15 protein-coding genes are annotated in these 20,604 nt (G+C 64.5%); 7 read left to right on the forward strand and 8 right to left on the reverse strand.

Translation table 11 applies throughout. The features are described from left to right. The first annotated feature begins 4 nt into the window (after nucleotides 1-4). From C7I87_RS04090 to C7I87_RS04120, 7 genes are all read left to right on the forward strand, one after another. Nucleotides 5-2,416, forward strand: coding sequence for a circularly permuted type 2 ATP-grasp protein (locus C7I87_RS04090; RefSeq protein WP_149902998.1), 2,412 nt, complete (start codon nucleotides 5-7; stop codon nucleotides 2,414-2,416). A 12-nt stretch (nucleotides 2,417-2,428) separates the two neighbouring features. After that, nucleotides 2,429-3,313 (forward strand): transglutaminase family protein, encoded by an 885-nt coding sequence (locus tag C7I87_RS04095; RefSeq protein WP_149903165.1) that lies wholly within the window; start codon nucleotides 2,429-2,431, stop codon nucleotides 3,311-3,313. Nucleotides 3,314-3,459: 146 nt separating this feature from the next. Continuing rightward, the gene (locus C7I87_RS04100) at nucleotides 3,460-4,398 is read left to right on the forward strand and encodes a glycosyltransferase family 2 protein (protein ID WP_149902999.1); all 939 of its coding nucleotides are present in this window, start codon (nucleotides 3,460-3,462) and stop codon (nucleotides 4,396-4,398) included. A gap of 103 nt (nucleotides 4,399-4,501) precedes the next feature. Beyond that, complete coding sequence (locus tag C7I87_RS04105; protein WP_149903000.1) at nucleotides 4,502-5,614, forward strand: DNA topoisomerase IB; 1,113 nt, start codon at nucleotides 4,502-4,504, stop codon at nucleotides 5,612-5,614. 88 nt (nucleotides 5,615-5,702) lie between these two features. Then, entirely contained in the window at nucleotides 5,703-6,077 is a 375-nt protein-coding gene (locus C7I87_RS04110) for a YciI family protein (protein WP_149903001.1), read from the forward strand. Beyond that, a complete protein-coding gene (locus tag C7I87_RS04115; RefSeq protein WP_149903002.1) occupies nucleotides 6,074-7,348 on the forward strand; it encodes an RNA polymerase sigma factor in 1,275 nt (424 codons plus the stop codon). The genes C7I87_RS04110 and C7I87_RS04115 overlap by 4 nt, the downstream gene beginning before the upstream one ends. Before the next feature lie 200 nt (nucleotides 7,349-7,548). After that, nucleotides 7,549-9,063, forward strand: a complete 1,515-nt coding sequence (locus C7I87_RS04120) for an L-piperidine-6-carboxylate dehydrogenase (protein ID WP_140755852.1) — start codon at nucleotides 7,549-7,551, stop codon at nucleotides 9,061-9,063. Between the two features lie 236 nt (nucleotides 9,064-9,299). On the opposite strand, the gene C7I87_RS04125 is transcribed toward C7I87_RS04120, so the two are convergent. From C7I87_RS04125 to C7I87_RS04160, 8 genes are all read right to left on the reverse strand, one after another. Then, complete coding sequence (locus C7I87_RS04125; protein WP_149903003.1) at nucleotides 9,300-10,214, reverse strand: hypothetical protein; 915 nt, start codon at nucleotides 10,212-10,214, stop codon at nucleotides 9,300-9,302. A 471-nt stretch (nucleotides 10,215-10,685) separates the two neighbouring features. Then, the gene (locus C7I87_RS04130) at nucleotides 10,686-11,057 is read right to left on the reverse strand and encodes a hypothetical protein (protein ID WP_149903004.1); all 372 of its coding nucleotides are present in this window, start codon (nucleotides 11,055-11,057) and stop codon (nucleotides 10,686-10,688) included. A 195-nt stretch (nucleotides 11,058-11,252) separates the two neighbouring features. After that, nucleotides 11,253-14,537: an efflux RND transporter permease subunit gene (locus tag C7I87_RS04135; RefSeq protein ID WP_149903005.1), complete on the reverse strand. Its 3,285-nt coding sequence runs from the start codon at nucleotides 14,535-14,537 to the stop codon at nucleotides 11,253-11,255. After that, entirely contained in the window at nucleotides 14,534-17,650 is a 3,117-nt protein-coding gene (locus C7I87_RS04140; protein ID WP_149903006.1) for an MdtB/MuxB family multidrug efflux RND transporter permease subunit, read from the reverse strand. Before C7I87_RS04140 ends, C7I87_RS04135 begins: the two co-directional genes overlap by 4 nt. Next, a complete protein-coding gene (locus C7I87_RS04145) occupies nucleotides 17,647-19,032 on the reverse strand; it encodes an efflux RND transporter periplasmic adaptor subunit (RefSeq protein ID WP_149903007.1) in 1,386 nt (461 codons plus the stop codon). The genes C7I87_RS04140 and C7I87_RS04145 overlap by 4 nt, the downstream gene beginning before the upstream one ends. A 20-nt stretch (nucleotides 19,033-19,052) precedes the next feature. Next, on the reverse strand, nucleotides 19,053-19,340 hold the full coding sequence (locus C7I87_RS36720) for an SDR family oxidoreductase (RefSeq protein ID WP_373424626.1): 288 nt from the start codon (nucleotides 19,338-19,340) through the stop codon (nucleotides 19,053-19,055). A gap of 44 nt (nucleotides 19,341-19,384) precedes the next feature. Next, the gene (locus tag C7I87_RS04155) at nucleotides 19,385-19,690 is read right to left on the reverse strand and encodes a hypothetical protein (RefSeq protein ID WP_149903008.1); all 306 of its coding nucleotides are present in this window, start codon (nucleotides 19,688-19,690) and stop codon (nucleotides 19,385-19,387) included. 110 nt (nucleotides 19,691-19,800) lie between these two features. Next, the gene (locus C7I87_RS04160) at nucleotides 19,801-20,601 is read right to left on the reverse strand and encodes an endonuclease/exonuclease/phosphatase family protein (RefSeq protein WP_149903009.1); all 801 of its coding nucleotides are present in this window, start codon (nucleotides 20,599-20,601) and stop codon (nucleotides 19,801-19,803) included. Between the last annotated feature and the right edge of the window lie 3 nt (nucleotides 20,602-20,604).

The following is a 20,604-nucleotide window of genomic DNA, read 5'->3' on the forward strand; positions in this document are numbered from 1 at the left end:
TGATATGGCAAAGGGGAATCACAAGAGGGTGCGCGGCAAGCCGCAGGCCCGTAGCCTGCTGGAGCACTACCAGCCGATCGACGGCGTCGTCGACGAGATGGTCGACACGTCGGGCAATCCCCGCCCGGTCTGGAAGCATTTTGTCGAAGCGCTGGACGAACTCGGGGCCGAAAAGCTCGGCCAGCGCTTCGCCCGCGCCGACCAGTATCTGCGCGATGCCGGCGTCTACTACCGCGTCTATGACAAGGCGGGCGCCAACGAGCGCGAATGGCCGCTGGCGCATATTCCCGTGCTCATCGAGGACAGCGAGTGGCAGGCGATCAGTGCCGGCCTGGTGCAGCGCGCCGACCTGTTCGAGGAAATTGTCGCCGATATCCATGGGCAGAACCGGCTGGTCGAAAAAGGCATCCTGCCGGCAGGGCTGATCGCGGCGAGCCCGGAATATTTGCGACCGGTGGTTGGCACCAGACCGGCCGGCGGGCATTTCCTGCATTTCTGCGCCTTCGAGCTCGGCCGCGGCCCGGACGGCCGCTGGTGGGTGCTGGGCGACCGCACCCAGGCGCCTTCGGGCGCTGGCTTCGCGCTGGAGAACCGGGTCGCCACCACGCGCGCTTTGTCCGACATCTATGGCGAGATGCATGTGCACAGGCTCGCCGGCTTCTTCCGTCGCTTCCGCGATGCGCTGATCGGCATGGCAAAGGAGAGCGACGGCCGCGTCGCCATCCTGACGCCGGGACCGCTCAACGAAACCTACTATGAACATGCCTATATCGCCCGCTATCTCGGCATCATGCTGCTCGAAGGCGAGGATCTGACCGTTTCCGGCGGTAGGCTGATGGTGCGCACCGTGTCGGGGCTGATGCCGATCAGCGTGCTGTGGCGGCGGCTCGACGCCGCCTTCGCCGATCCACTCGAACTGCGCCCGGACTCGCAGATCGGCACGCCGGGGCTGGTCGAAGCGATCCGGCAAGGCACGGTGTCCGCCGTCAATGCGCTTGGCTCGGGCCTGATGGAGACGCGTGCGCTGCTTGCCTTCCTGCCCAAGATCGCGCGCGAATTGTGGGGCGAAGAGCTGCTTTTGCCCAGTGTGGCGACATGGTGGTGCGGGCAGGCGACGGAGCGCGCTCATGTGCTCGCCAATATCGACCGCATGGTGATCGGCCCAGCGCTGTCGACAAGACTTGCCTTCGAAGATGACGGACAGACAAAGCTCGGCTCGGCGCTGTCTGCAGGGGAACGGGCGGAGCTGGTGGCGCGCATCGAACGCGATGGCGAGGCCTTCGTCGGCCAGGAAGCGGTGACGCTTTCGACGACACCTGTCTATGTCGGCGGCTGGCTGGAGCCCCGGCCGGCGAGCCTGCGCGTCTATCTAGCGCGCACGCCCGAGGGATGGACGGTGATGCCGGGCGGTTTCGCCCGCGTCGGCATCTCGCTCGACCCGACGGCGATCGCCATGCAGCGCGGCGGCCAGGCGGCTGATGTCTGGGTGGTCAGCGACAGACCGGTCGAGCGCGAGACGCTGCTGCCGCAGGAGGGCGACAGTTTCAGCCGTACTCGGCCTGGCAGCCTGCCAAGCCGCGCGGCGGAAAACCTGACCTGGCTCGGCCGCTATATCGAACGCTCGGAAGACACCGTGCGCATCCTGCGCGCCTATCATGTGCGGCTCGCCGAAACATCCGATCCCGCCATGCCTCTGCTGGCCGATGTCAGGGACTACCTCGAACCGTTTGGCATCGATGTCGAAACGGCGATCCCATTAGGATTGATCGGCACGCTCGATAGCGCCGTCTACAGCGCGGGCCAGATCCGCGATCGTTTCTCGCCGGATGGCTGGCTGGCGCTCAAGGATTTGTCGAAGACGATCCATCAGTTCGCCACCACCGTGGCGCCCGGCGACGACGCGACGCGGGCCATGACCGTCATCCTGCGCAAGCTTGCCGGATTCTCAGGTCTTTTGCATGAGAACATGTACCGTTTCGCCGGCTGGCGCTTCCTCGAGATCGGCCGGCGGCTCGAGCGCGGCATCCAGATCGCCGGCACGCTGGCCCGACTGACCGGCAGCAAGGCGCCGGATGGCGCACTGGACATGATGCTGGAGATCGGCGACAGCGTCATGACCCATCGCCGGCAATATCCGGTGCAGGCCGGCCGGCGCACGGTGATCGATCTTCTGGCGCTTGATCCGCTCAATCCACGCTCCATCCTGTTCCAACTGGAAAGGCTGAAGGCCGAGATAGGGCTGTTGCCAGCGACAGGCGGCGAGGGGCACATGTCGGCGGCGGCCAAGGAGATCCTGCAGCTCAACACGGCCATCGCCATCAAGGAGCCGGCTGATATGACGACGAAGGCGCTGAACGAACTCGCCAGCGAAATCGGCGGCCTCTACAACAGCCTCGCCAGAGCCTATTTCGGCTAGAAAGCAATGGCCATGCTGTACGATATCCGGCTTCTGCTCCATTACGACTACGCCGCCGCTGCCGGCGGCGGCCGGCATCAGGTGCGGGTGCTGCCGCCGACCATTGGCGGCGTGCAGCGCGTCATCGCCGCTTCGCTGTCCTTCGAGCCGGCGCCCAATGAACGATCCGACTTCACCGATTTTTTCGGCAACAACGTCACCTCGATCGCGTTTCGCGACGCGCATGAAGCGCTCGACATAAGGATGAGCGCGCGCGTGTCGGTGTCGCGGCCCGAGCCCGGGCTCGACGTGTCGCCCAATATCGGCCGGCTCAGGCAGGAACTGGCGGCCGTTCGGTCACTGGCGCCCGCTTCGCCGCATCACTTCCTGGTGGCAAGCGGGCACGCCGGAATGGATGCGGCGATCACCGCCTATGCGCAAGACAGCATCGGTGGCTCGACCGCCGGCACGGCGATGAGCCTCTGCAAGCGCATCCACCATGATTTCACCTATGACGGCGAAGCGACCACGGTGCGGACCCTGGCCAGCGATGCCTTCCGGCTGAAGCGGGGGGTCTGCCAGGATTTCTCCCACATCATGATCGCCGGGCTGCGCGGTCTCGGCATTCCGGCCGGCTATGTCAGCGGCTTTCTGCGCACCATTCCGCCCAAGGGCAAGCCCCGGCTGGAAGGTGCTGACGCCATGCATGCCTGGGTCAAGGTCTGGTGCGGGCGTGATGCCGGCTGGCAGGAGTTCGACCCGACCAACGGCATGCGGGCTTCCAACGACCATATCACTGTCGGCTACGGGCGCGACTATTCGGATGTGGCGCCGATCGTCGGCGTGCTGAAGACCACTGGCGGGCAGGTTGGCGAGCAGGCTGTCGACGTCATTCCGGTCGCATTCGAAAAAGCCTGAGGGCAGGCTCACCTACGCGCAAAAGGCCTCATCACGCAATTCTGAGTAGATAACGTGGCTTCTCAAACATCGATGTGGCCGTTAATCTGCTTTCGTCTTGAGGGGACAATAGTTTGCGCTGCAACGCAGGGTACGGGGTTTTGTAATTGAAAGCGGTCAGCGTCCTCATTCCTGCTCACAACGCAGCGGCTAGCATCGCGACGACACTGAGGTCACTCGCCGGTGAGGCCGAGGTCATCGGCGAGGTCCTGGTGGTCGACGACGCATCAACGGACGACATGGCTGATGTGGCACGCCAGGCGGCGGCCCAACTGTCGCTGCCGCTACGTGTACTGCCGGCCGCCTGCCGCGATGCCGGTGGTGCCCGCAACGTGGCCCTGGCTCAGGCGATCCATCCGTGGGTGTACCTGATCGACGCCGACGATCTGCATCTTCCGGGTGGGTTGCGCGCGTTGCTGCGGCAAGCAGACAAGCAGCCGAAAGCCGACTTGATCGTTGGCGCCTACCGAAGACGCGTCAACGGCCAGGATCGGCAGATCAAGGTGCCGAGCGGCTACCAGGCGGCGTGCCTGGCAAACGCTTCGGCCTATGTGAAGGGCGATATACGCTCGGTCGCGGTGGGTAGCGTGCTGGCATCCCGGCGCCTTATCGGCGAGACCCGGTTTCCGGTGGGCCTCGCCTATGACGAGGACACGCTGTTCTGGGCGCGGCTGATGAGCAAGGCATCGCTGGCCATGATTCCGCAACCCGTCATGGTCTATGAGGTTTCGCCGGCCCGTTCCGACGACCGCTTTGCGATCAACCCAGCGCGGCGCTTCCTGCAATGGCGCCGGGAATTGCACACACTCACCGATTGCAGCATCCCGATCTCGGCGCTCAAGACCCGGGAGGGCCTTGTCGCCCTCAAGATTGCCCGCGTCCACTATGCGCGTGGCGACCTGGACAACGCAGCGCGCTTCCTGGCGGTGGCGGCGGCCGCACCAAAGCGGCGGTCGGAGGCTTGGCGCTGCCTGCGCTACAGGCTCAAGCTCGCGATACGGCGCCGGCTAGCGGCTCCAGAGATGGCACTGCAAGGCGCGCTCTAGGCACTTTCCCATCATCGGCCGACAGCATCGCCGCAGCTTTCGAGCGGCAGTGGAACCAGCGGTCAAACGGCAGCTTATCTACGGATACTTCCGTGGAGCCTTCATGCTGCAAAAATCCGTATTGTCGCACGGCCGTTCAACCGACTGCGGGGCTGTGCCTAGGAACGGCGCGCCAAGTGCGGCCGATCACGCCGCGCTGACCTATGTCAGCGATGCCGAGCCCGGTATCCGCCGGCTGAGGGCAGGCATGGGATTTGCTTACAAGGGACCGGACGGGAAGGCCGTCTCGGATACCGCCAGGGCGCGCATCGCGGCGATCGTCATTCCGCCTGCCTGGACCGATGTCTGGATTTCGCCCGACCCGAATGGACATATCCAGGCGACCGGGAGGGATCAGCGGGGGCGCAAGCAGTATCGCTATCATCCACAATGGGCCGAGGAGCGCGACGGCGCCAAATATTCGAGCCTCGTCGCTTTCGCCGAAAGCCTGCCGGACCTTCGGCGCAGGATCGACAGCGACCTGCGCCGCCACGGCCTGCCGCTCGAACGCGTCGTCGCTGCGGTGGTCTGGCTGCTCGACAACACGATGATCCGCGTCGGCAATACCGCCTATGCACGCGACAACAAGAGCTTCGGCCTGACGACGTTGCGCGATCGCCATGTCGACATCAAGGGATCGAGCCTGCGCTTCGCGTTCAAGGGCAAGTCCGGCAAGGAATGGAAACTGAAGCTGGTCGACCGCCGCATCGCCGGGATCGTTCGGGGCGCGCAGGACCTGCCGGGCCAGAAACTGTTCCAGTATCTCGACGACGACGGCAACAGACGCCCGGTCCGCTCCGACGACGTCAACCGCTACATCCGGGACGCCGTCGGCGACGGGTTCAGTTCGAAGCATTTCCGTACATGGGGCGGCACCATCCACGCCGCGTCGTTGTTTGCGCAAACGGAACTGCCTGAAAGCCAGACACAGCAAAAGCGGGTGATGAACAACGTCATCGACAAGGTGGCCGAACGGCTGGGCAACACGCGCGCGGTTTGCCGCAAATGCTATATCCATCCGCAGGTCTTCGAGGCCTGGTCGCAGGGGCGGTTGCTTGCCGAAATGGTGGAGGCCAACAAACGCAAGCGGTCCGTCGAAGGCCTCGATGACGAGGAAACGCTGGTGCTGCGGTGGCTGAAGACGCACGAAAGCCGACCCGCATCAATCGGGCGGTAGGCAAATCCGTGGGGCACTGATTTTTTTATCGACGTCGTGTCGGGAAGGGCCCTACTGTTTCGTCCTTTGATACAGAAAAGGACCACCGATGCTCTACGCTATCCTCTGCTATGCCTCCGAAGATGTCGTCAGCTCCTGGAGCAAGGCGCAGGACGACGAAGTCATGGCCAATCTCCTCAACGTTCAGGAAAAATATGCCCAAGCCGGCCGGCTCGGCCCGGTGGCGCGGCTTTTGCCGACGACAGCGGCGACGACGCTGCGGAAGGTCAAGGGCGAATCGGTGGTCATCGACGGGCCGTTCGCCGAGACCAAGGAGCAGTTCCTCGGCTTCTACACGCTCGAATGCGCCGATCTCGACGAGGCCGTCGAATTCGCCCGCGAGCTCTCCGAGGTCAATCCGAGTGGCGGCTCATATGAGATCAGGCCGGTATCCATTTTCAATCCTGCCAGGGTTCCCGCATGACCGAACTCGCCTGGATCAGCGCCGCCATCAGCGCCGCCCGTCCGCAGGCGATGGGCGCGCTGCTGCGCTATTTCCGCGATCTCGATACCGCGGAGGAAGCTTTCCAGGATGCATGTCTCAGGGCGCTGAAGAACTGGCCGCAGAATGGGCCGCCGCGCGATCCGGCGGCCTGGCTGATCTTTGTCGGCCGCAACAGCGGAATCGACGCGGTGCGCAAGCGCGCCAAGCAGGCGCCGATGCCGGAGGAAGACCAGATCTCAGATCTGGAAGACGCCGAGAGCGATATCGCCGAGCGGCTCGACGGCGCGCATTACCGCGACGACATATTGCGGCTGCTGTTCATCTGCTGTCATCCTGATTTGCCCGCAACGCAGCAGATCGCGGTCGCGCTGCGCATCGTCTCCGGCCTCACCGTCAAGCAGATCGCGCGTGCCTTCCTGGTCGGCGAGAGCGCCATGGAACAGCGCATCACCCGCGCCAAGGCGCGCATCGCCGATGCCGGCGTGCCGTTCGAGACCCCGGGCGCGGTCGAGCGCTCCGAACGACTGGCTGCGGTCGCCGCCATGGTCTACCTGATCTTCAACGAGGGGTACTCGACCAACAGCGGCGAGGCGCCGGCCCGCGCGCCGCTGTGCGAAGAAGCGATCCGGCTAGGGCGACTGCTTCTCAGACTGTTCCAGACCGAGCCCGAGATCATGGGGCTGACGGCATTGCTTCTGCTGCAGCACGCGCGCGCACCGGCTCGTTTCGACGGCGATGGCGAGATCGTGCTGCTCGAGGACCAGGATCGGAGCCTGTGGAGCCGCAAGATGATCGACGAAGGGCTGGCGCTGGTCGACAAGGCGCTGCGCCACCGCAAGCCCGGCCCTTACCAGGTGCAGGCGGCGATCGCGGCTCTCCATGCGCGGGCGGGGAAGGCCGAGGACACCGACTGGGTGGAGATCGACCTGCTCTACGGGCTGCTCGAACAGATGCAGCCGTCGCCGGTGGTCACGCTCAACCGCGCGGTCGCGGTCGCCAAGGTGCGCGGACCGGAAGCGGCGCTGGCGATGATCGAGCCGCTCGAGCAGAGACTGTCCGGCTATTTCCATTTCTTCGGCCTCAAGGGCGGGCTGTTGATGCAACTCGACCGGGGCGAGGAGGCACGTATTGCCTTCGACCGCGCCATTGCGCTCGCCAACACGGCGGCGGAAGCAGCCCATATCCGCATGCATATCGACCGTCTGATCAAGGATGGCGCCGTGCGCGCGCCGGCGAAAAAGGCAAACTGAGCGCCCTCTGCACGGTCGGCTCAAGGATCGTCTGGCTCAATCGTGCAGCTTGGGCTTGGACCATGCCGGGGTGGCGATTTTCCCCTGAAACAGGTAATGGCACGCCATGACAGCCCCTTCCAGCCGCGACGGCGCCTGGAAGGCATGGCGCAAGGCGTTGACCCCAGCCATACGAGCGGCGGGATCTGAAAGGAACAAAAATGACGATAGCGAAGGAAACGGCCGAGCTTCTGGCGAAACTGGGCGTGGCCAAGGAGGCGCTTGACGGCGGCGACCTGATCGTGCGCAGCCCGGTGACGGGTGAGCAGATCGCGGCGCTAAAGACGATCTCGCCGGCCGATGCGGCAAAGACCATCGATGCCGCCCACCAGGCATTCCAGTCCTGGCGGCTGGTGCCGGGTCCCAAGCGCGGCGAACTGGTGCGGCTGCTGGGCGAGGAACTGCGTGCGCACAAGGCCGAGCTTGGCCGGCTGGTGTCGATCGAGGTCGGCAAGATCCCCTCCGAAGGGCTCGGCGAAGTGCAGGAGATGATCGACATCTGCGATTTCGCCGTCGGTCTGTCCCGGCAATTGTACGGTCTGACCATTGCTACCGAGCGTCCCGGCCACCGTATGATGGAAACCTGGCATCCGCTGGGCGTCGTCGGTGTCATCTCGGCTTTCAACTTCCCGGTAGCGGTGTGGTCGTGGAACGCGGCGCTTGCGCTGGTCTGCGGCGATGCCGTGGTATGGAAACCTTCCGAGAAGACGCCGCTGACGGCGCTTGCCTGCGAGGCGATCTTCAAGCGTGCCGTCAAGCGCTTCGGCGCCGACGCACCGCAAGGCCTGGCACCGGTGCTGATCGGCGACCGCGCGGTCGGCGAAATCCTGGTCGACCATCCCAAGGTGCCGCTGGTTTCGGCCACCGGCTCGACCCGCATGGGCCGGGATGTCGGTCCGCGCCTGGCCAAGCGTTTTGCACGCGCGGTGCTGGAACTGGGCGGCAACAATGCCGGCATCGTGTGCCCGACGGCCGATCTCGACATGGCGCTGCGCGCCATCGCCTTCGGCGCCATGGGCACCGCCGGCCAGCGCTGCACGACGCTGCGCCGCCTGTTCGTCCATGACAGCGTCTACGACGCCCTGGTGCCGCGGCTGAAGAAGGCCTATCAGAGCGTCTCGGTCGGCAATCCGCTGGAGACCTCGTCGCTGGTCGGACCGCTGATCGACAAGGCCGCGTTCGACGCCATGCAGAAGGCCCTGAGCGAAGCCACCGCCCATGGCGGCAAGGTGACCGGCGGGACGCGGGTCGAGAATGGCCATCCGGATGCCTATTATGTGCATCCGGCGCTGGTCGAAATGCCGAAGCAGGTTGCGCCGGTGACGGAAGAGACCTTCGCGCCGATCCTCTACGTGATGAAGTATTCCGATTTCGACGCCGTGCTCGACGAGCACAATGCGGTCGGCGCCGGCCTGTCGTCGTCGATCTTCACCCGTGACCTCCAGGAATCCGAGCGTTTTCTCGGCGTCGACGGCTCGGATTGCGGCATCGCCAACGTCAACATCGGCACGTCGGGGGCCGAGATCGGCGGCGCTTTTGGCGGTGAAAAGGAAACCGGCGGCGGCCGCGAGAGCGGCTCCGATGCCTGGAAGGCCTATATGCGCCGCGCCACCAATACGGTGAACTATTCCAAGGCGCTGCCACTGGCCCAGGGCGTCTCGTTCGACATCGATTGAGAACGCCACCCGCAGTCAGTGTCGATCAAGCTCGCGAGCATCAATCGACACAGGTGGAGGGTCTACACGCGGCTGTAACGCTGGACAGCTTCTGACGCCTGTCCAGCGTCGGCTTTTCGTAACGTTTTTTCATGCAGGTTCCTCTCCGATCATTGCGCCGCTTATGGAGGCGATTGGAGTGCTACCGGGCATGGCGGGATTCGTGTATCCCCCGCATAGGCGCTCAACGGCGCTGCTCAGCCGTCGCCTTGCGATGGAGGAAAACAGGCCTTGAAGGCGGTGTCGACGACGGCCAGCTTTGCGGCCTGGACGGTCATGTATTCCTCGTAGAACCCGTGCGACACCCACATTACCGAATGGCCGCGCTGACCAAGCCAGCCAATGCTGCCGAGTTCCTCCGCCGTGCGCAGCTTGCGGCTGAGGTGGGTCCGCGACAGCTTGAGCCATTTGGCGAAGTCGCCGATCGAAACCACGCTGGTTGGAATCCGCTCCAGGCCGGCGTGGTCGGGGTCGATGCCCGACATCAGCCAGTCCATGACGATGCCGCCATTGTTGAGCCAGATGAACAGGGAGAAGGTCTGGTTGGGTTCGCGCACCGGCTTCGACGCAAGCAGGCCGTCAGCCACCAGGGGCTGCAGCGTGGCAAGCATCTCGGGCCGCTCCAGGAATCTGGCCAGCCGGTCGCCGCCATCGATGTGGTCGAGCGTGCGCAGGTGAGCTGTCACCCAGCCGGTGAATCGCTCAATGGTGGCCGCAGTCGGCTGCAGGGGATGCGTGCGGCCGTCTCCGCCCGCCACATACTCGGCGATGTTGTAATGCAGCATCTCCTTGATGAAGGCGTCCGCCGTGTTGCGGCTGGCCACCGCGTTCTTGTGCACGACCTCGATGAAACGCGATACCGTCAGTTCCTTGCGGCGATCGTTCGGGTCGCGCCTGAAGTGCATGGCAAGGCCGACATGGCCCAGTAGCCAGCGCTGCTGCGTGGCAAAGATGGAAGCCAGCCGCGGGCTTTCCTCATAGATACGGATCAGGGACTGCGACTGTTCCTGAACGTAGCGGTGCAAGGCCGGATGGCCGGCTATGTCTTCCAGATTCAGCGCTGATCTCCTGATGCTTTGAATCAACTCGGATGGGGAGTTTGCGTTCCTCATTTTCCAGTCTTCAACACGTGTGTCCAGACGTACCAATTGCGGAGTACAGGGCCAGCCGGGGCCCCGATCCACGGCGACGGTTACATGCGCATTTCGCCAACTGCTTGCTATGGCTTGGAAACCGCTCCCAACAAAAATGCCGATGGCCTGCCTGTTCCTGGCAGGCCGTCGGCGCGTGGATGGTTCGGTCTGCTCGCCGCTTCGATACGGCTTTGACCTTCCACCGGTGCCTTCGCTCAAACCGCACCGGCCAGCCGGCCTCTGGGGAAATACAAGCGCTGATCGAGAATCCACGCCTTGGCGGTCCCGCTGTTTGCCGAGGGGTTGGAGAAACCGCGTCCATCTGCGCCATCGCTTCGGTGCATCAGACTCCCGGCTTGCTCGAACCCGTCACGTCAGCGAGGCTCGAATTTGGAAATGCCGGCGCCCGGGACACTGTCCGAGGCGCCGGGCGATCATTGTCGGCCCGTATCAGCCATTTGGGTAATAGCCGCCGTCGGAACCGTCGCCCATATAGATACCGCCGCCCGAATCGTCCCGCAATTGTTGATCCAGGTTCTGGATCTGGCCGAGCAGACCCCGGTATGTGCCGCCCGTGGCCGAGCGACGGATGTTGTCGGCCTGCATCATCAGATCGTGCTCCTGCTCAGGTGTGATCGCCTTTGCATCCATTGCCTCGACAATCCCCTGTTTCACGCCTTGCAACTGGTCCAGGACAGCTCTTGCTTCGACGGACATGCCGCCTGGTTCGACCCTGTGGCGGTGCACCGCGTAAGCGCTGGATAGTGGCACCGCCGCCAGAAGCGATGCGATCGCTATGATCTTCGGTGAGAAATTGCGCATGGCTGCGCCTCCCTTCAACGGGAAAAGCGGTATGGCTATCGCTTTCCGAGCGCGGACAATCTGTTCCGGTCGCGTCGCGATGATCCTGTCATCGCCGGCGGTTCGTGGCCCGCAGTATCGATATAGGGATGTTCCGGGTTCTGGAATGGCGTGGAACGGAAAGTTGACATGTTGTGATCGGCGGAGAGAGCCGTCTCATTCCCCCGGCTGCAAATCTGGCCGCCAGGGCTGCGGCGCCCGCGAACGCAGTTGCTGACACCAGCGGCCGAAGCGGTCAACATAGATGTAGATGACCGGCGTCGTGTAGAGGGTCAGGACCTGGCTCAGGATCAGGCCGCCGACGATGGCGATGCCGAGCGGCTGACGCAGTTCGGAGCCTTCGCCAATGCCGATGGCCAACGGCACGGCGCCGAAGAGGGCGGCCATGGTCGTCATCATGATCGGGCGGAAGCGGAGCAGGCACGCCTGGTAGATGGCGTCATGCGCCGATTTGTTGTCGTTGCGCTCCGCGGCCAGCGCGAAGTCGATCATCATGATCGCGTTCTTCTTGACGATGCCGATCAGGAGGATGATGCCGATCAGCGCCATGATGCTGAACTCGATGTTGAAGAGGGTCAAAGCCAGCAAGGCGCCGACACCGGCCGACGGCAAGGTCGAGAGGATGGTCAGCGGATGCGCGTAGCTTTCGTAGAGAATGCCCAGCACGACGTAGACGGCAATCAGCGCCGCCAGGATCAGCAGGGGCTGATCGGAGAGCGAGTCCTGGAACACGCGCGCGGTGCCTTGGAAACTGCCATGGATGGTGGCCGGCATGCCGATGCGGTCTGCCGCCGCGTTGATGGCCGCGACGCCTTCGCTGAGCGCGACGCCCGGCGCCAGATTGAACGACAGCGTGGTGGCGACGAACAGGCCCTGGTGGTTGACCGAAAGCGGCGTGCTGCCGGGGCCGTAATGCGCGATGGCGGATAGCGGCACCATGGACTCTGTTCCGGTGCTGACCGCCGAACCGGTCGAGGCCGCGGTCCTGCCGGTGCTGGTGATGGAATTGTTGGCCTGGTTGCGTGCCGCGTCGGCGGCGACCGATTGGGCAGTGGTGGAACGGCCTGACGCAACGAATGTGCCGGCCACCGCGTTGCTCGACTGTGATCCACCGACCGAGCCGCCCGATGTGCTGACATAGACCTTTTTCAACGCGTCCGGGTTCTGCCAGTATTGCGGCGCCACCACCATGATCACGTGGTACTGATTGCGCTGGACATAGATGGTGGACACTTGGCGCTGGCCGAAGGCGTCATAGAGCGTGTTGTCGATCTGACTGGCGGTGATGCCGAGCCGCGTTGCCGTTTCGCGGTCGATGGCGATGTCGGCTTCCAGACCCTTGTTCTGCTGGTCGCTGTTGACATCGGTGAGCTTGGGCTCCTTCTGCAGCGCGGCCGCGAGCTTCGGCGCCCACTCCGCCAGCTCCTCGAAACTGTCGCCTTGCAACGTGTACTGGTACTGCGCGTTCGACTGGCGGCCGCCGACGCGGATGTCCTGCACCGCCTGCAGGAAGAGCGTGGCGCCGGGCACCACCGCCAGTTGGCGCCGCAGCCTGCCGATGACCTGGTCGGCGGAGATCTTGCGCTCGGCCAGCGGCTTCAGCGACACGAACATGAAGCCGGAATTGGTCTGGCCGCCGCCGGTGAAGCCGACGGCGGTCTCGACAGCGGGATCCTTGCTGACGATGGCGGCGTACTGGCTGAGCTTCTGCGACATCGACTGGAAGGAGGTTGCCTGGTCGGCCTGGATCGAGCCGGTCAGCCGTCCGGTATCCTGCTGCGGGAAGAAGCCCTTCGGGATGGTGACATAGAGATAGCCGTTGAGGCAGAGCGTTGCCGCAAGCACGGCCATGATGAGCAGCGGATGATCGAGTGCCCAGGACAGCGATCGGCGGTAGAAGCCCAGCATGGCCTCGAAGATCCGCTCGCTGATGCGGTAGAGCCGGCCGTGTTCGCGCTCGCCTTCGCTGCGCAGCAGGATCGAACACATCATCGGCGTGGTGGTCAGCGATATGGCGAGCGAGACAAGGATCGCGGCCGAGAGCGTGACGGCGAATTCGCGGAACAGCCGGCCGACGATGCCGCCCATCAGCAGGATGGGGATGAAGACGGCGATCAGCGAAAGGCTCATCGACAGCACGGTGAAGCCGACCTCCTGGGAGCCCTTGATGGCCGCCTCCAGGCGGCCCATGCCGGAAGCGGTATGGCGGGAGATGTTTTCGAGCACGACGATGGCGTCGTCGACGACGAAGCCCGTGGCCACCGTCATTGCCATCAGCGACAGATTGTCGATGCTGAAGCCGAGCAGATACATGGCGCCCAGCGTGCCGACCAACGACACGGGTACGGCCACGATCGGCACCAGCGCCGAGCGCACGTCGCGCAGGAAAGCGAAGACGACAAGGATCACCAGGCCGATGGCGATCATCAGCGTCTGCGCGACTTCGCTCAGTGAGGCGCGGATGGTGGTCGAGCGGTCGACTGCCAGCGATAGGTCGATGGCCGGCGAGATCGATGCCCGAAGCGTCGGCAGCAGGGCCTTCACGCGGTCCACCGTCGCGATGATGTTGGCATTGGGCGACCGGTTGAGGATGATGAGTACGCCCGGCTTGCCGTTGGCGAGCCCCGCATTGCGGATGTTCTCGACGGAGTCATTGACCTCGCCGACGTCGGATAACCGCACAGGCGCACCGTTGCGGTAGGCAACGATCAGCGAGCGATAGGCATCCGCCTGGTTGGCCTGGTCGTTGGCATAGATCTGGTAGCGCTGCTGGCCGACATCGATTGCGCCCTTGGGGCTGTGGGCGTTGGCCGAGGCAAGTGCCGCGCGCACATCTTCCAGCCCGATGCCGTAATTGTAGAGCACCTGCGGGTTGAGTTCGACGCGCACCGCCGGCAGTGAGGAGCCGCCCACCGACACTTCGCCGATGCCGTCGACCTGCGAAAGCTTTTGCGCCAGCACCGTGCTGGCGGCATCGAAGAGCTGGCCCTTGGACAGGGTGTCCGATGTCAGCGACAGGATGAGGATCGGAGCGTCGGCGGGATTGACCTTGCGATAGGTCGGATTGGAGCGCAGGCTGGAGGGGAGGTCGGCGCGCGCGGCGTTGATCGCCGCCTGGACGTCACGCGCGGCACCGTCGATGTCGCGGTCGAGGCCGAACTGCAAGGTGATGCGCGCGCCGCCGACGCTGCTGGACGACGTCATTTCGTTGACATCGGCGATTTCGCCCAGATGCCGCTCGAGCGGGCTGGCGACCGTGTTGGCCACCACCTGGGGGCTGGCGCCCGGCAGCGAGGCCCGCACCGATATTACGGGGTAGTCGACCGCGGGCAGCGGCGCCACCGGCAGTTGCGGGAACGCCACAAGTCCTGCCGCCAGCAGGCCGAAGGTCAGCAGCGTCGTCGCAACTGGCCGCCGGATGAAGGGAACCGACAGGTTCATGGCGCGACATCCACGCCATACGCCCTTGGACGGTCGGGCTCAATGCCTTGCAGCCGAGCCGCAATGCGGTCGAACCAGAGATAGATCACCGGCGTGGTGAACAGTGTCAGCAACTGACTGAGCAGCAGGCCGCCGACGATGGAGACGCCCAGGGGATGGCGCAGTTCCGAGCCGACGCCGGTGCCAAGCATCAGCGGCAACGCGCCCAGCATAGCCGCCAGCGTCGTCATCAGGATCGGGCGGAAGCGCAGCAGGCAGGCCTGGTGGATGGCCTCACGCGGCGTCTTTCCTTCATTGCGCTGCGCATCGAGCGCGAAGTCGATCATCATGATGGCGTTCTTCTTGACCACGCCGATCAGGAGGATGATGCCGATGATCGAAATGATGGTCAGGTCCTGGCCCGCGATCATCAGCGCCAGCAGCGCGCCGATGCCGGCCGAAGGCAGCGTCGACAGGATGGTGATGGGGTGGATAAAGCTTTCATAGAGTACACCGAGCACGATATAGACCGTCACCACCGCAGCCAGGATCAGGAACAGCGTGTTGTCGAGCGAAGCCTGGAAGGCGCGCGCCGCACCCTGGAAGCTGGTGATGATGCTTAGCGGCATGCGGATGTCGGTCTGCGCCTGCTCGATAGCGGTGACCGCCTCGCCCAGCGAGGCGCCAGGCGCCAGGTTGAACGAGATCGTGGTGGCGGGGAACTGCCCCATATGGGTGATCTGCAGCGGCGTGGTGGCGACATGGGTGCTTGCCACCACCGACAGCGGCACCGGGGCGCCGCCCGTCGACGAGGGCAGGTAGACGGAAGCGAGCGCCTTGAGCGAATCCTGTTCGGACGGAGCAGCCTCGAGAATGACGCGGTATTGGCTCGACGTGGTGTAGATGGTCGAGACCATGCGCTGGCCGAAGGCATCGTAGAGCGCGTTGTCGACGGTCGCCGGGGTGATGCCGAAGCGGGCGGCCTGGTCGCGGTCGATGTCGACAAAAACGGCTAGGCCGCTGTTCGACAGGTCACTTGCGACATCGGCGAGCTGCGGCAGCGTGTTCAACCTGGCGAGAAGCTTCGGGGTCCATTCCCCCAATTCGTCGGCATTGGCGTCCTGGAGCACGAATTGATACTGGGTGCGGCTGACCTGGCCGTCGATGGTCAAGTCCTGAATTGGCTGCATGTAGAGCGTGACGCCTGCCACCGAAGCGGCTTCCTGTTTCAGGCGCCCGATAACTTGTGTGATGTCGGCGGTGCGCTCCGCATGCGGCTTGAGGTTGATCAGGATGCGGCCGACATTGAGAGTGGTGTTGGTGCCGTCGACACCGATGAAGGATGAAAGGCTGTCGACGTCGGGGTCCTTCAGGATGATGGCGGCCAGCTGCTGCTGGCGTTCGGCCATGGCAGCATAGGAGATCGACTGCGGCGCCTCTGATATGGCCTGGATGACGCCGGTATCCTGCACCGGGAAGAAGCCCTTGGGGATGATCACGTAGAGCGCCGCCGTCAGCACCAGGGTCGCCGCCGCCACCACGAGCATCAGCGTCTGCCGGTCGAGCACCCAGGTCAGCGCCCGGCCGTAGCCCCTGATCACCCAGTCGAAGAAGTCATGGCTGGCGCGCTGCAGGACGTTCTCATGCACCGCCGACACAGGCTTGAGCAGCTTGGCGCACGCCATCGGTACCAGCGTCAGCGACACCACGGCCGAGATCAGGATGGTGGTGGCGAGCGTGATGGAGAATTCGCGGAACAGCCTGCCGACGACATCGCCCATGAACAAAAGCGGGATCAGCACCGCGATCAGCGAAACGGTCAGCGAGATGATGGTGAAGCCGATCTGCTGCGACCCTTTCAGCGCCGCCTGCAGCGGTGTCGCGCCTTCCTCGACATAGCGGGCGACGTTCTCGATGACGACGATGGCGTCATCGACGACGAAGCCGGTGGCGATGGTCAGCGCCATCAGCGAGAGATTGTCGAGGCTGAAGCCGAACAGGTACATGATGCCAAGCGTGCCGACCAGCGACAGGGGTACCGACAGGCTCGGGATCAGCGTGGCGCGCGCGCTGCGCAGGAAGACGAAGATGACCAGCACGACCAGGATGATCGACAGCGTCAGCTCGTATTCGACGTCGCGCACGGAAGCGCGGATGGTCGTGGTGCGGTCGGTCAGCACCTTCACGTCGACGGCGTTCGGCAGCGAGGCCTGGAGCTGCGGCAGCAGCGCCTTGATGCGGTCGACCACGTCGATGACATTGGCGCCGGGCTGGCGCTGGATGTTGAGGATGATCGCCGGCGTGCTGTTCATCCAGGCCGCCAGCCGGTTGTTCTCGGTGGCGTCGACCACATCAGCGACATCGCTCAGCCGCACCGCGGCGCCATCCTTGTAGGCGACGATCAGCGAGCGGTATTCGTCGGCACTCTTCAGCTGGTCGTTGGCGTTGATGGTGTAGGCGCGCGATGGCCCGTCGAAATTGCCCTTGGGCGTGTTGACGTTGGCGCTGCCGAGCGTGGTGCGCAGATCGTCGAGATTGAGGCCATAGGCGGCGAGCTTGCGCGGATCGGCCTGGACGCGCACGGCGGGTCGCTGGCCGCCGCTGAGGCTGACAAGGCCAACGCCCGGCAGCTGCGATATCTTCTGTGCCAGCCTGGTGTCGGCTAGCTGCTGCACGTCGCGCAGCGGCATCGTGGCCGAGGTCAGGCCGAGCGTCAGCACCGGCGCGTCGGCCGGATTGACCTTGGCATAGATTGGCGGAGCCGGCAGGTCGGCCGGCAGCAGGTTGCCGGCGGCGTTGATGGCGGCCTGCACCTCCTGCTCGGCGACATCGAGCGAGATCGCCAGGCTGAACTGCAGCGTGATGACCGAGGACCCGGCCGAGCTCACGGAATTCATCTGGTTGAGGTTGGCGATCTGGCCGAGTTGGACTTCCAGCGGCGCGGTGACCGAGGACGTCATGACGTCGGGGCTGGCGCCGGGATAGAAGGTCTGCACCTGGATGGTCGGATAGTCGACCTCGGGCAAGGCCGAAACGGGCAGATACCGATAGGCCAGCAGACCGGACAGCATGATGGCGACCATGAACAGCGATGTCGCCACCGGCCGCAGGATGAAAGCTCGCGACGGGCTCATTGCTGCTGCCCGGACTCCGCGTGACGATGCTTGCGGCCCTGGCCCTTATGCTTGCCCGTGTCATCCGGCTTCGGCGTATCGGACGTGGGCTGGTCGGGGGCCTGCGCCTGGGATTGAAGCGCTGTCCCGGTGGGCGGAGCTGTAGGTCCCTGCGGAGGCGTCTGCGCTGGAGCCTGTCCCGGCGGCTGTGCCGGGACCTGTGTCTGGCTATCCTGCTGAAGGTTGATATGGACGCCGTCGCGGAGCTTGTCGGCGCCGTCGACGACGACACGGTCACCCGGAGTCAGGCCGTCCAGAATCTCGACGCGCTCGCCGCTGGTGACGCCAAGCTTGACCTTGCGCACCGAGACGGTGCTGTCGGGGTTGACCAGATATACGAAGGTGCCGGGCAGTCCACGCTGGATCGCCGCGATCGGAGCGATAGCCACGTCCTTATGCTCGTCGACCTGAAGCGTGACGTTGACGAACTGGTTCGGATAGAGGACGCGCGCTTCGTTGGCGAAGCCCGCCCTCAGCTTGATGGTGCCGGTGCTTGGATCGATCTGGCTGTCGAAGGTCTGAAGCTGACCGTCGGCGAGCTTCTTGGCTCCAGCGCGGTCGAAGGCGGTGACGGGCAGCGTGGCACCCTGCCGCAGGCGCTGCGCGATCTCAGGCAGTTCGTCCTCGGGCACGGTGAACAGCACGCTGATCGGCTGAACGCGGGTGATGACGACCAGGCCGTTGGCATCGCCTGGCGTCACGTAATTGCCCTCGTCGACCTGACGCAGGCCCGCCCGCCCGTCCGTGGGCGCAAGGATGCGGCAGTTGTCGAGATTGACGGTGGCGGACTGGACCAAGGCCTTGTCGAGCTCGATCGTGCCCTCGTCTTGTCCGGCCAGGGCGGCCTGGGCATCGTAGGCTTGGTGCGTCACCGCCCCCTGGTCGACCAGCGTCTTGTCGCGGGCGAGGTCGAGCTGGGCATCCTTCAGCATCGCCTGGTCGCGCGCGAGCTGGCCTTGCGCCTGGGCCAAGGCGGCCTGGTAGGGGCGGGGATCGATCTGCGCCAGCAGGTCGCCCTTCTTGACGTCCTGGCCCTCGGTGAAATTCACCTGAAGGAGCTGGCCGCTGATTTGTGACTTCACCGTCACGGTGGCTAGCGAAGTGACGGTGCCAAGGGCGTTGAGGGTGACGTCTATCGTACCCTTTTCGATAGTGGCTGCGCCAATCGACGCCGGCTGTGCGCCGCGCCTGCTGCCAGATTCCCTGGCAGTGACCTGCGGGCGCTGGTAGAGATAAGCGCCCGTTGCGGCGACAATGGCGATGAAGATTAGCCACGGAATCCAGCCGCGCGAGCGGCGTCGCGCGGCGGTCGTCTGCAGGGGCATTTCCAACTGCTGGTCCATGGCGGCATCTTCCAACCCCATCAACCAATATGGCCGAACCTTCGCGAAGTCGAATTAACAGTTGGACAGGTTCGGCGCGCCTCGCGGGCCGCTCCAATGCCTGTGATTGCGGCGATTGCAGCCGCGGCCCCGCAGGGCATGAGCAGGCCACCGTCGACGGCAAGCTCGATGCCGGTAATGTAGCTCGCGGCATCGGAGAGCAGGAAGAGTGTCGCGTTGGCCATGTCCTGCGGCGTGCCGATGCGGCCGAGCGGTGGGTGGCTTGCCACGGCCGAGCGCTTTTCCTCGGTGTCCCAGCGCGCCTGCATCCCTCCGCCGCCAAGGATCCGTCCGAGAACGGAGCTGGGCCCGGTCAGCCGCAGACGCGAATGTCTTCGACCACCCTGTGATGGTGGCGCCAATGCACGACTGTCTCGATGTGGCAGCGATGATGGCGGTGGCGCCAGCGGTAGCCGCCATTGTCGTAGCCACCATACTGAACGCTCTGGTCGCCATCATACTGGTTGTCGTAGCGGCGCTCATGATGACGGCGCACGACGATTCCGGAATCGTCCGAGGAATCGTCGGACTGGATTGTCACACTTGCAGCCTGCGTGGGCGCAATCGCTGCCCCTGTTGCGGCAAACGCCAGCATCGAGGCCAAAATCAATTTCTTCATTCCATCCTCCTATATGTTCAACACACATAAACTCGCGGAAGAACCGGGTGTTCCGCTCGTATCCACACGCTTTGCGACACCGGCGACATCAAGGTGTTATCGGTCACATACTACAGGCGAACGAAGGCTGTCAGCGGCAGATGGTCGGAGGCCACGCGCGACAGCGGCGTGTCATGCGCTTCGACGGTCGCGATCATGCCGTGCCGGTTGGCCATGATCCGGTCGAGCGCCAGCAGCGGCAGGTTGGACGGGAAGGTGGGGACTGCCGGCGGCTGCGGGCCGAAAGTCGCGTGCAGCGTGTTCAGCGCGGAGCGGTTTCCGAGCCGCCATTCGTTCAGATCGCCGAGCAGGAGCGTCGGCTTCTCGTCGGCGCTGTTCATGATATCCAGCACGACCTGGGCCTGCTGCGAGCGGGAGCGGCGCAGCAATCCCAGATGGGCCGCTATGATGCGCAAGGACTGATTTCCGTCGAGATCGATCTCGGCCACCACAGCGCCGCGCGGTTCGAGACCCGGAAGCCTGATCTGATGCACGTCGCGAACGACGCCCCTTTTGAAAAGCAAGACATTGCCGTGCCAGCCATGGCCTTTGCCCGTTGCTGAAATCGGCACCGGCACGAGGCCGGTTTCCACTTCGAGACGGTGCAGGTCGAGAAGCCCGTCACGGTCGCCGAAACGATTGTCGGCCTCCTGCAGGGCGATGACGTCGGGGGCGATCTCGCGGATGACGCGGCTGGTGCGGTCGGGATCGAATTTGCGGTCGACGCCGATGCATTTGTGGACGTTGTAGGAGGCGACCAGCGTCCCGGTGACGCCGTCCTTCTTCGGCGACAAGGCGTTGGCCTTGCGCATCCGCCTGTCGCGAATGGACAGGAGCATGCTGGCCGGCAGGCTGCGCCCGTTCATTCGCATAGC

The sequence above is a fragment of the Mesorhizobium sp. SARCC-RB16n genome, assembly GCF_008520305.1.
Taxonomy (GTDB): Bacteria; Pseudomonadota; Alphaproteobacteria; order Rhizobiales; family Rhizobiaceae; genus Mesorhizobium.

Coding starts and splice junctions, on each gene's coding strand:
- C7I87_RS04155 (WP_149903008.1), bottom strand. CDS start 19,690: ATGAAGAAATTGATTTTGGCCTCGATGCTGGCGTTTGCCGCAACAGGG.
- C7I87_RS04090 (WP_149902998.1), top strand. CDS start 5: ATGGCAAAGGGGAATCACAAGAGGGTGCGCGGCAAGCCGCAGGCCCGT.
- C7I87_RS04095 (WP_149903165.1), top strand. CDS start 2,429: ATGCTGTACGATATCCGGCTTCTGCTCCATTACGACTACGCCGCCGCT.
- C7I87_RS04160 (WP_149903009.1), bottom strand. CDS start 20,601: ATGCGAATGAACGGGCGCAGCCTGCCGGCCAGCATGCTCCTGTCCATT.
- C7I87_RS04140 (WP_149903006.1), bottom strand. CDS start 17,650: ATGAGCCCGTCGCGAGCTTTCATCCTGCGGCCGGTGGCGACATCGCTG.
- C7I87_RS04145 (WP_149903007.1), bottom strand. CDS start 19,032: ATGGACCAGCAGTTGGAAATGCCCCTGCAGACGACCGCCGCGCGACGC.
- C7I87_RS36720 (WP_373424626.1), bottom strand. CDS start 19,340: ATGCAGGCGCGCTGGGACACCGAGGAAAAGCGCTCGGCCGTGGCAAGC.
- C7I87_RS04125 (WP_149903003.1), bottom strand. CDS start 10,214: ATGAGGAACGCAAACTCCCCATCCGAGTTGATTCAAAGCATCAGGAGA.
- C7I87_RS04130 (WP_149903004.1), bottom strand. CDS start 11,057: ATGCGCAATTTCTCACCGAAGATCATAGCGATCGCATCGCTTCTGGCG.
- C7I87_RS04120 (WP_140755852.1), top strand. CDS start 7,549: ATGACGATAGCGAAGGAAACGGCCGAGCTTCTGGCGAAACTGGGCGTG.
- C7I87_RS04135 (WP_149903005.1), bottom strand. CDS start 14,537: ATGAACCTGTCGGTTCCCTTCATCCGGCGGCCAGTTGCGACGACGCTG.
- C7I87_RS04115 (WP_149903002.1), top strand. CDS start 6,074: ATGACCGAACTCGCCTGGATCAGCGCCGCCATCAGCGCCGCCCGTCCG.
- C7I87_RS04105 (WP_149903000.1), top strand. CDS start 4,502: ATGCTGCAAAAATCCGTATTGTCGCACGGCCGTTCAACCGACTGCGGG.
- C7I87_RS04110 (WP_149903001.1), top strand. CDS start 5,703: ATGCTCTACGCTATCCTCTGCTATGCCTCCGAAGATGTCGTCAGCTCC.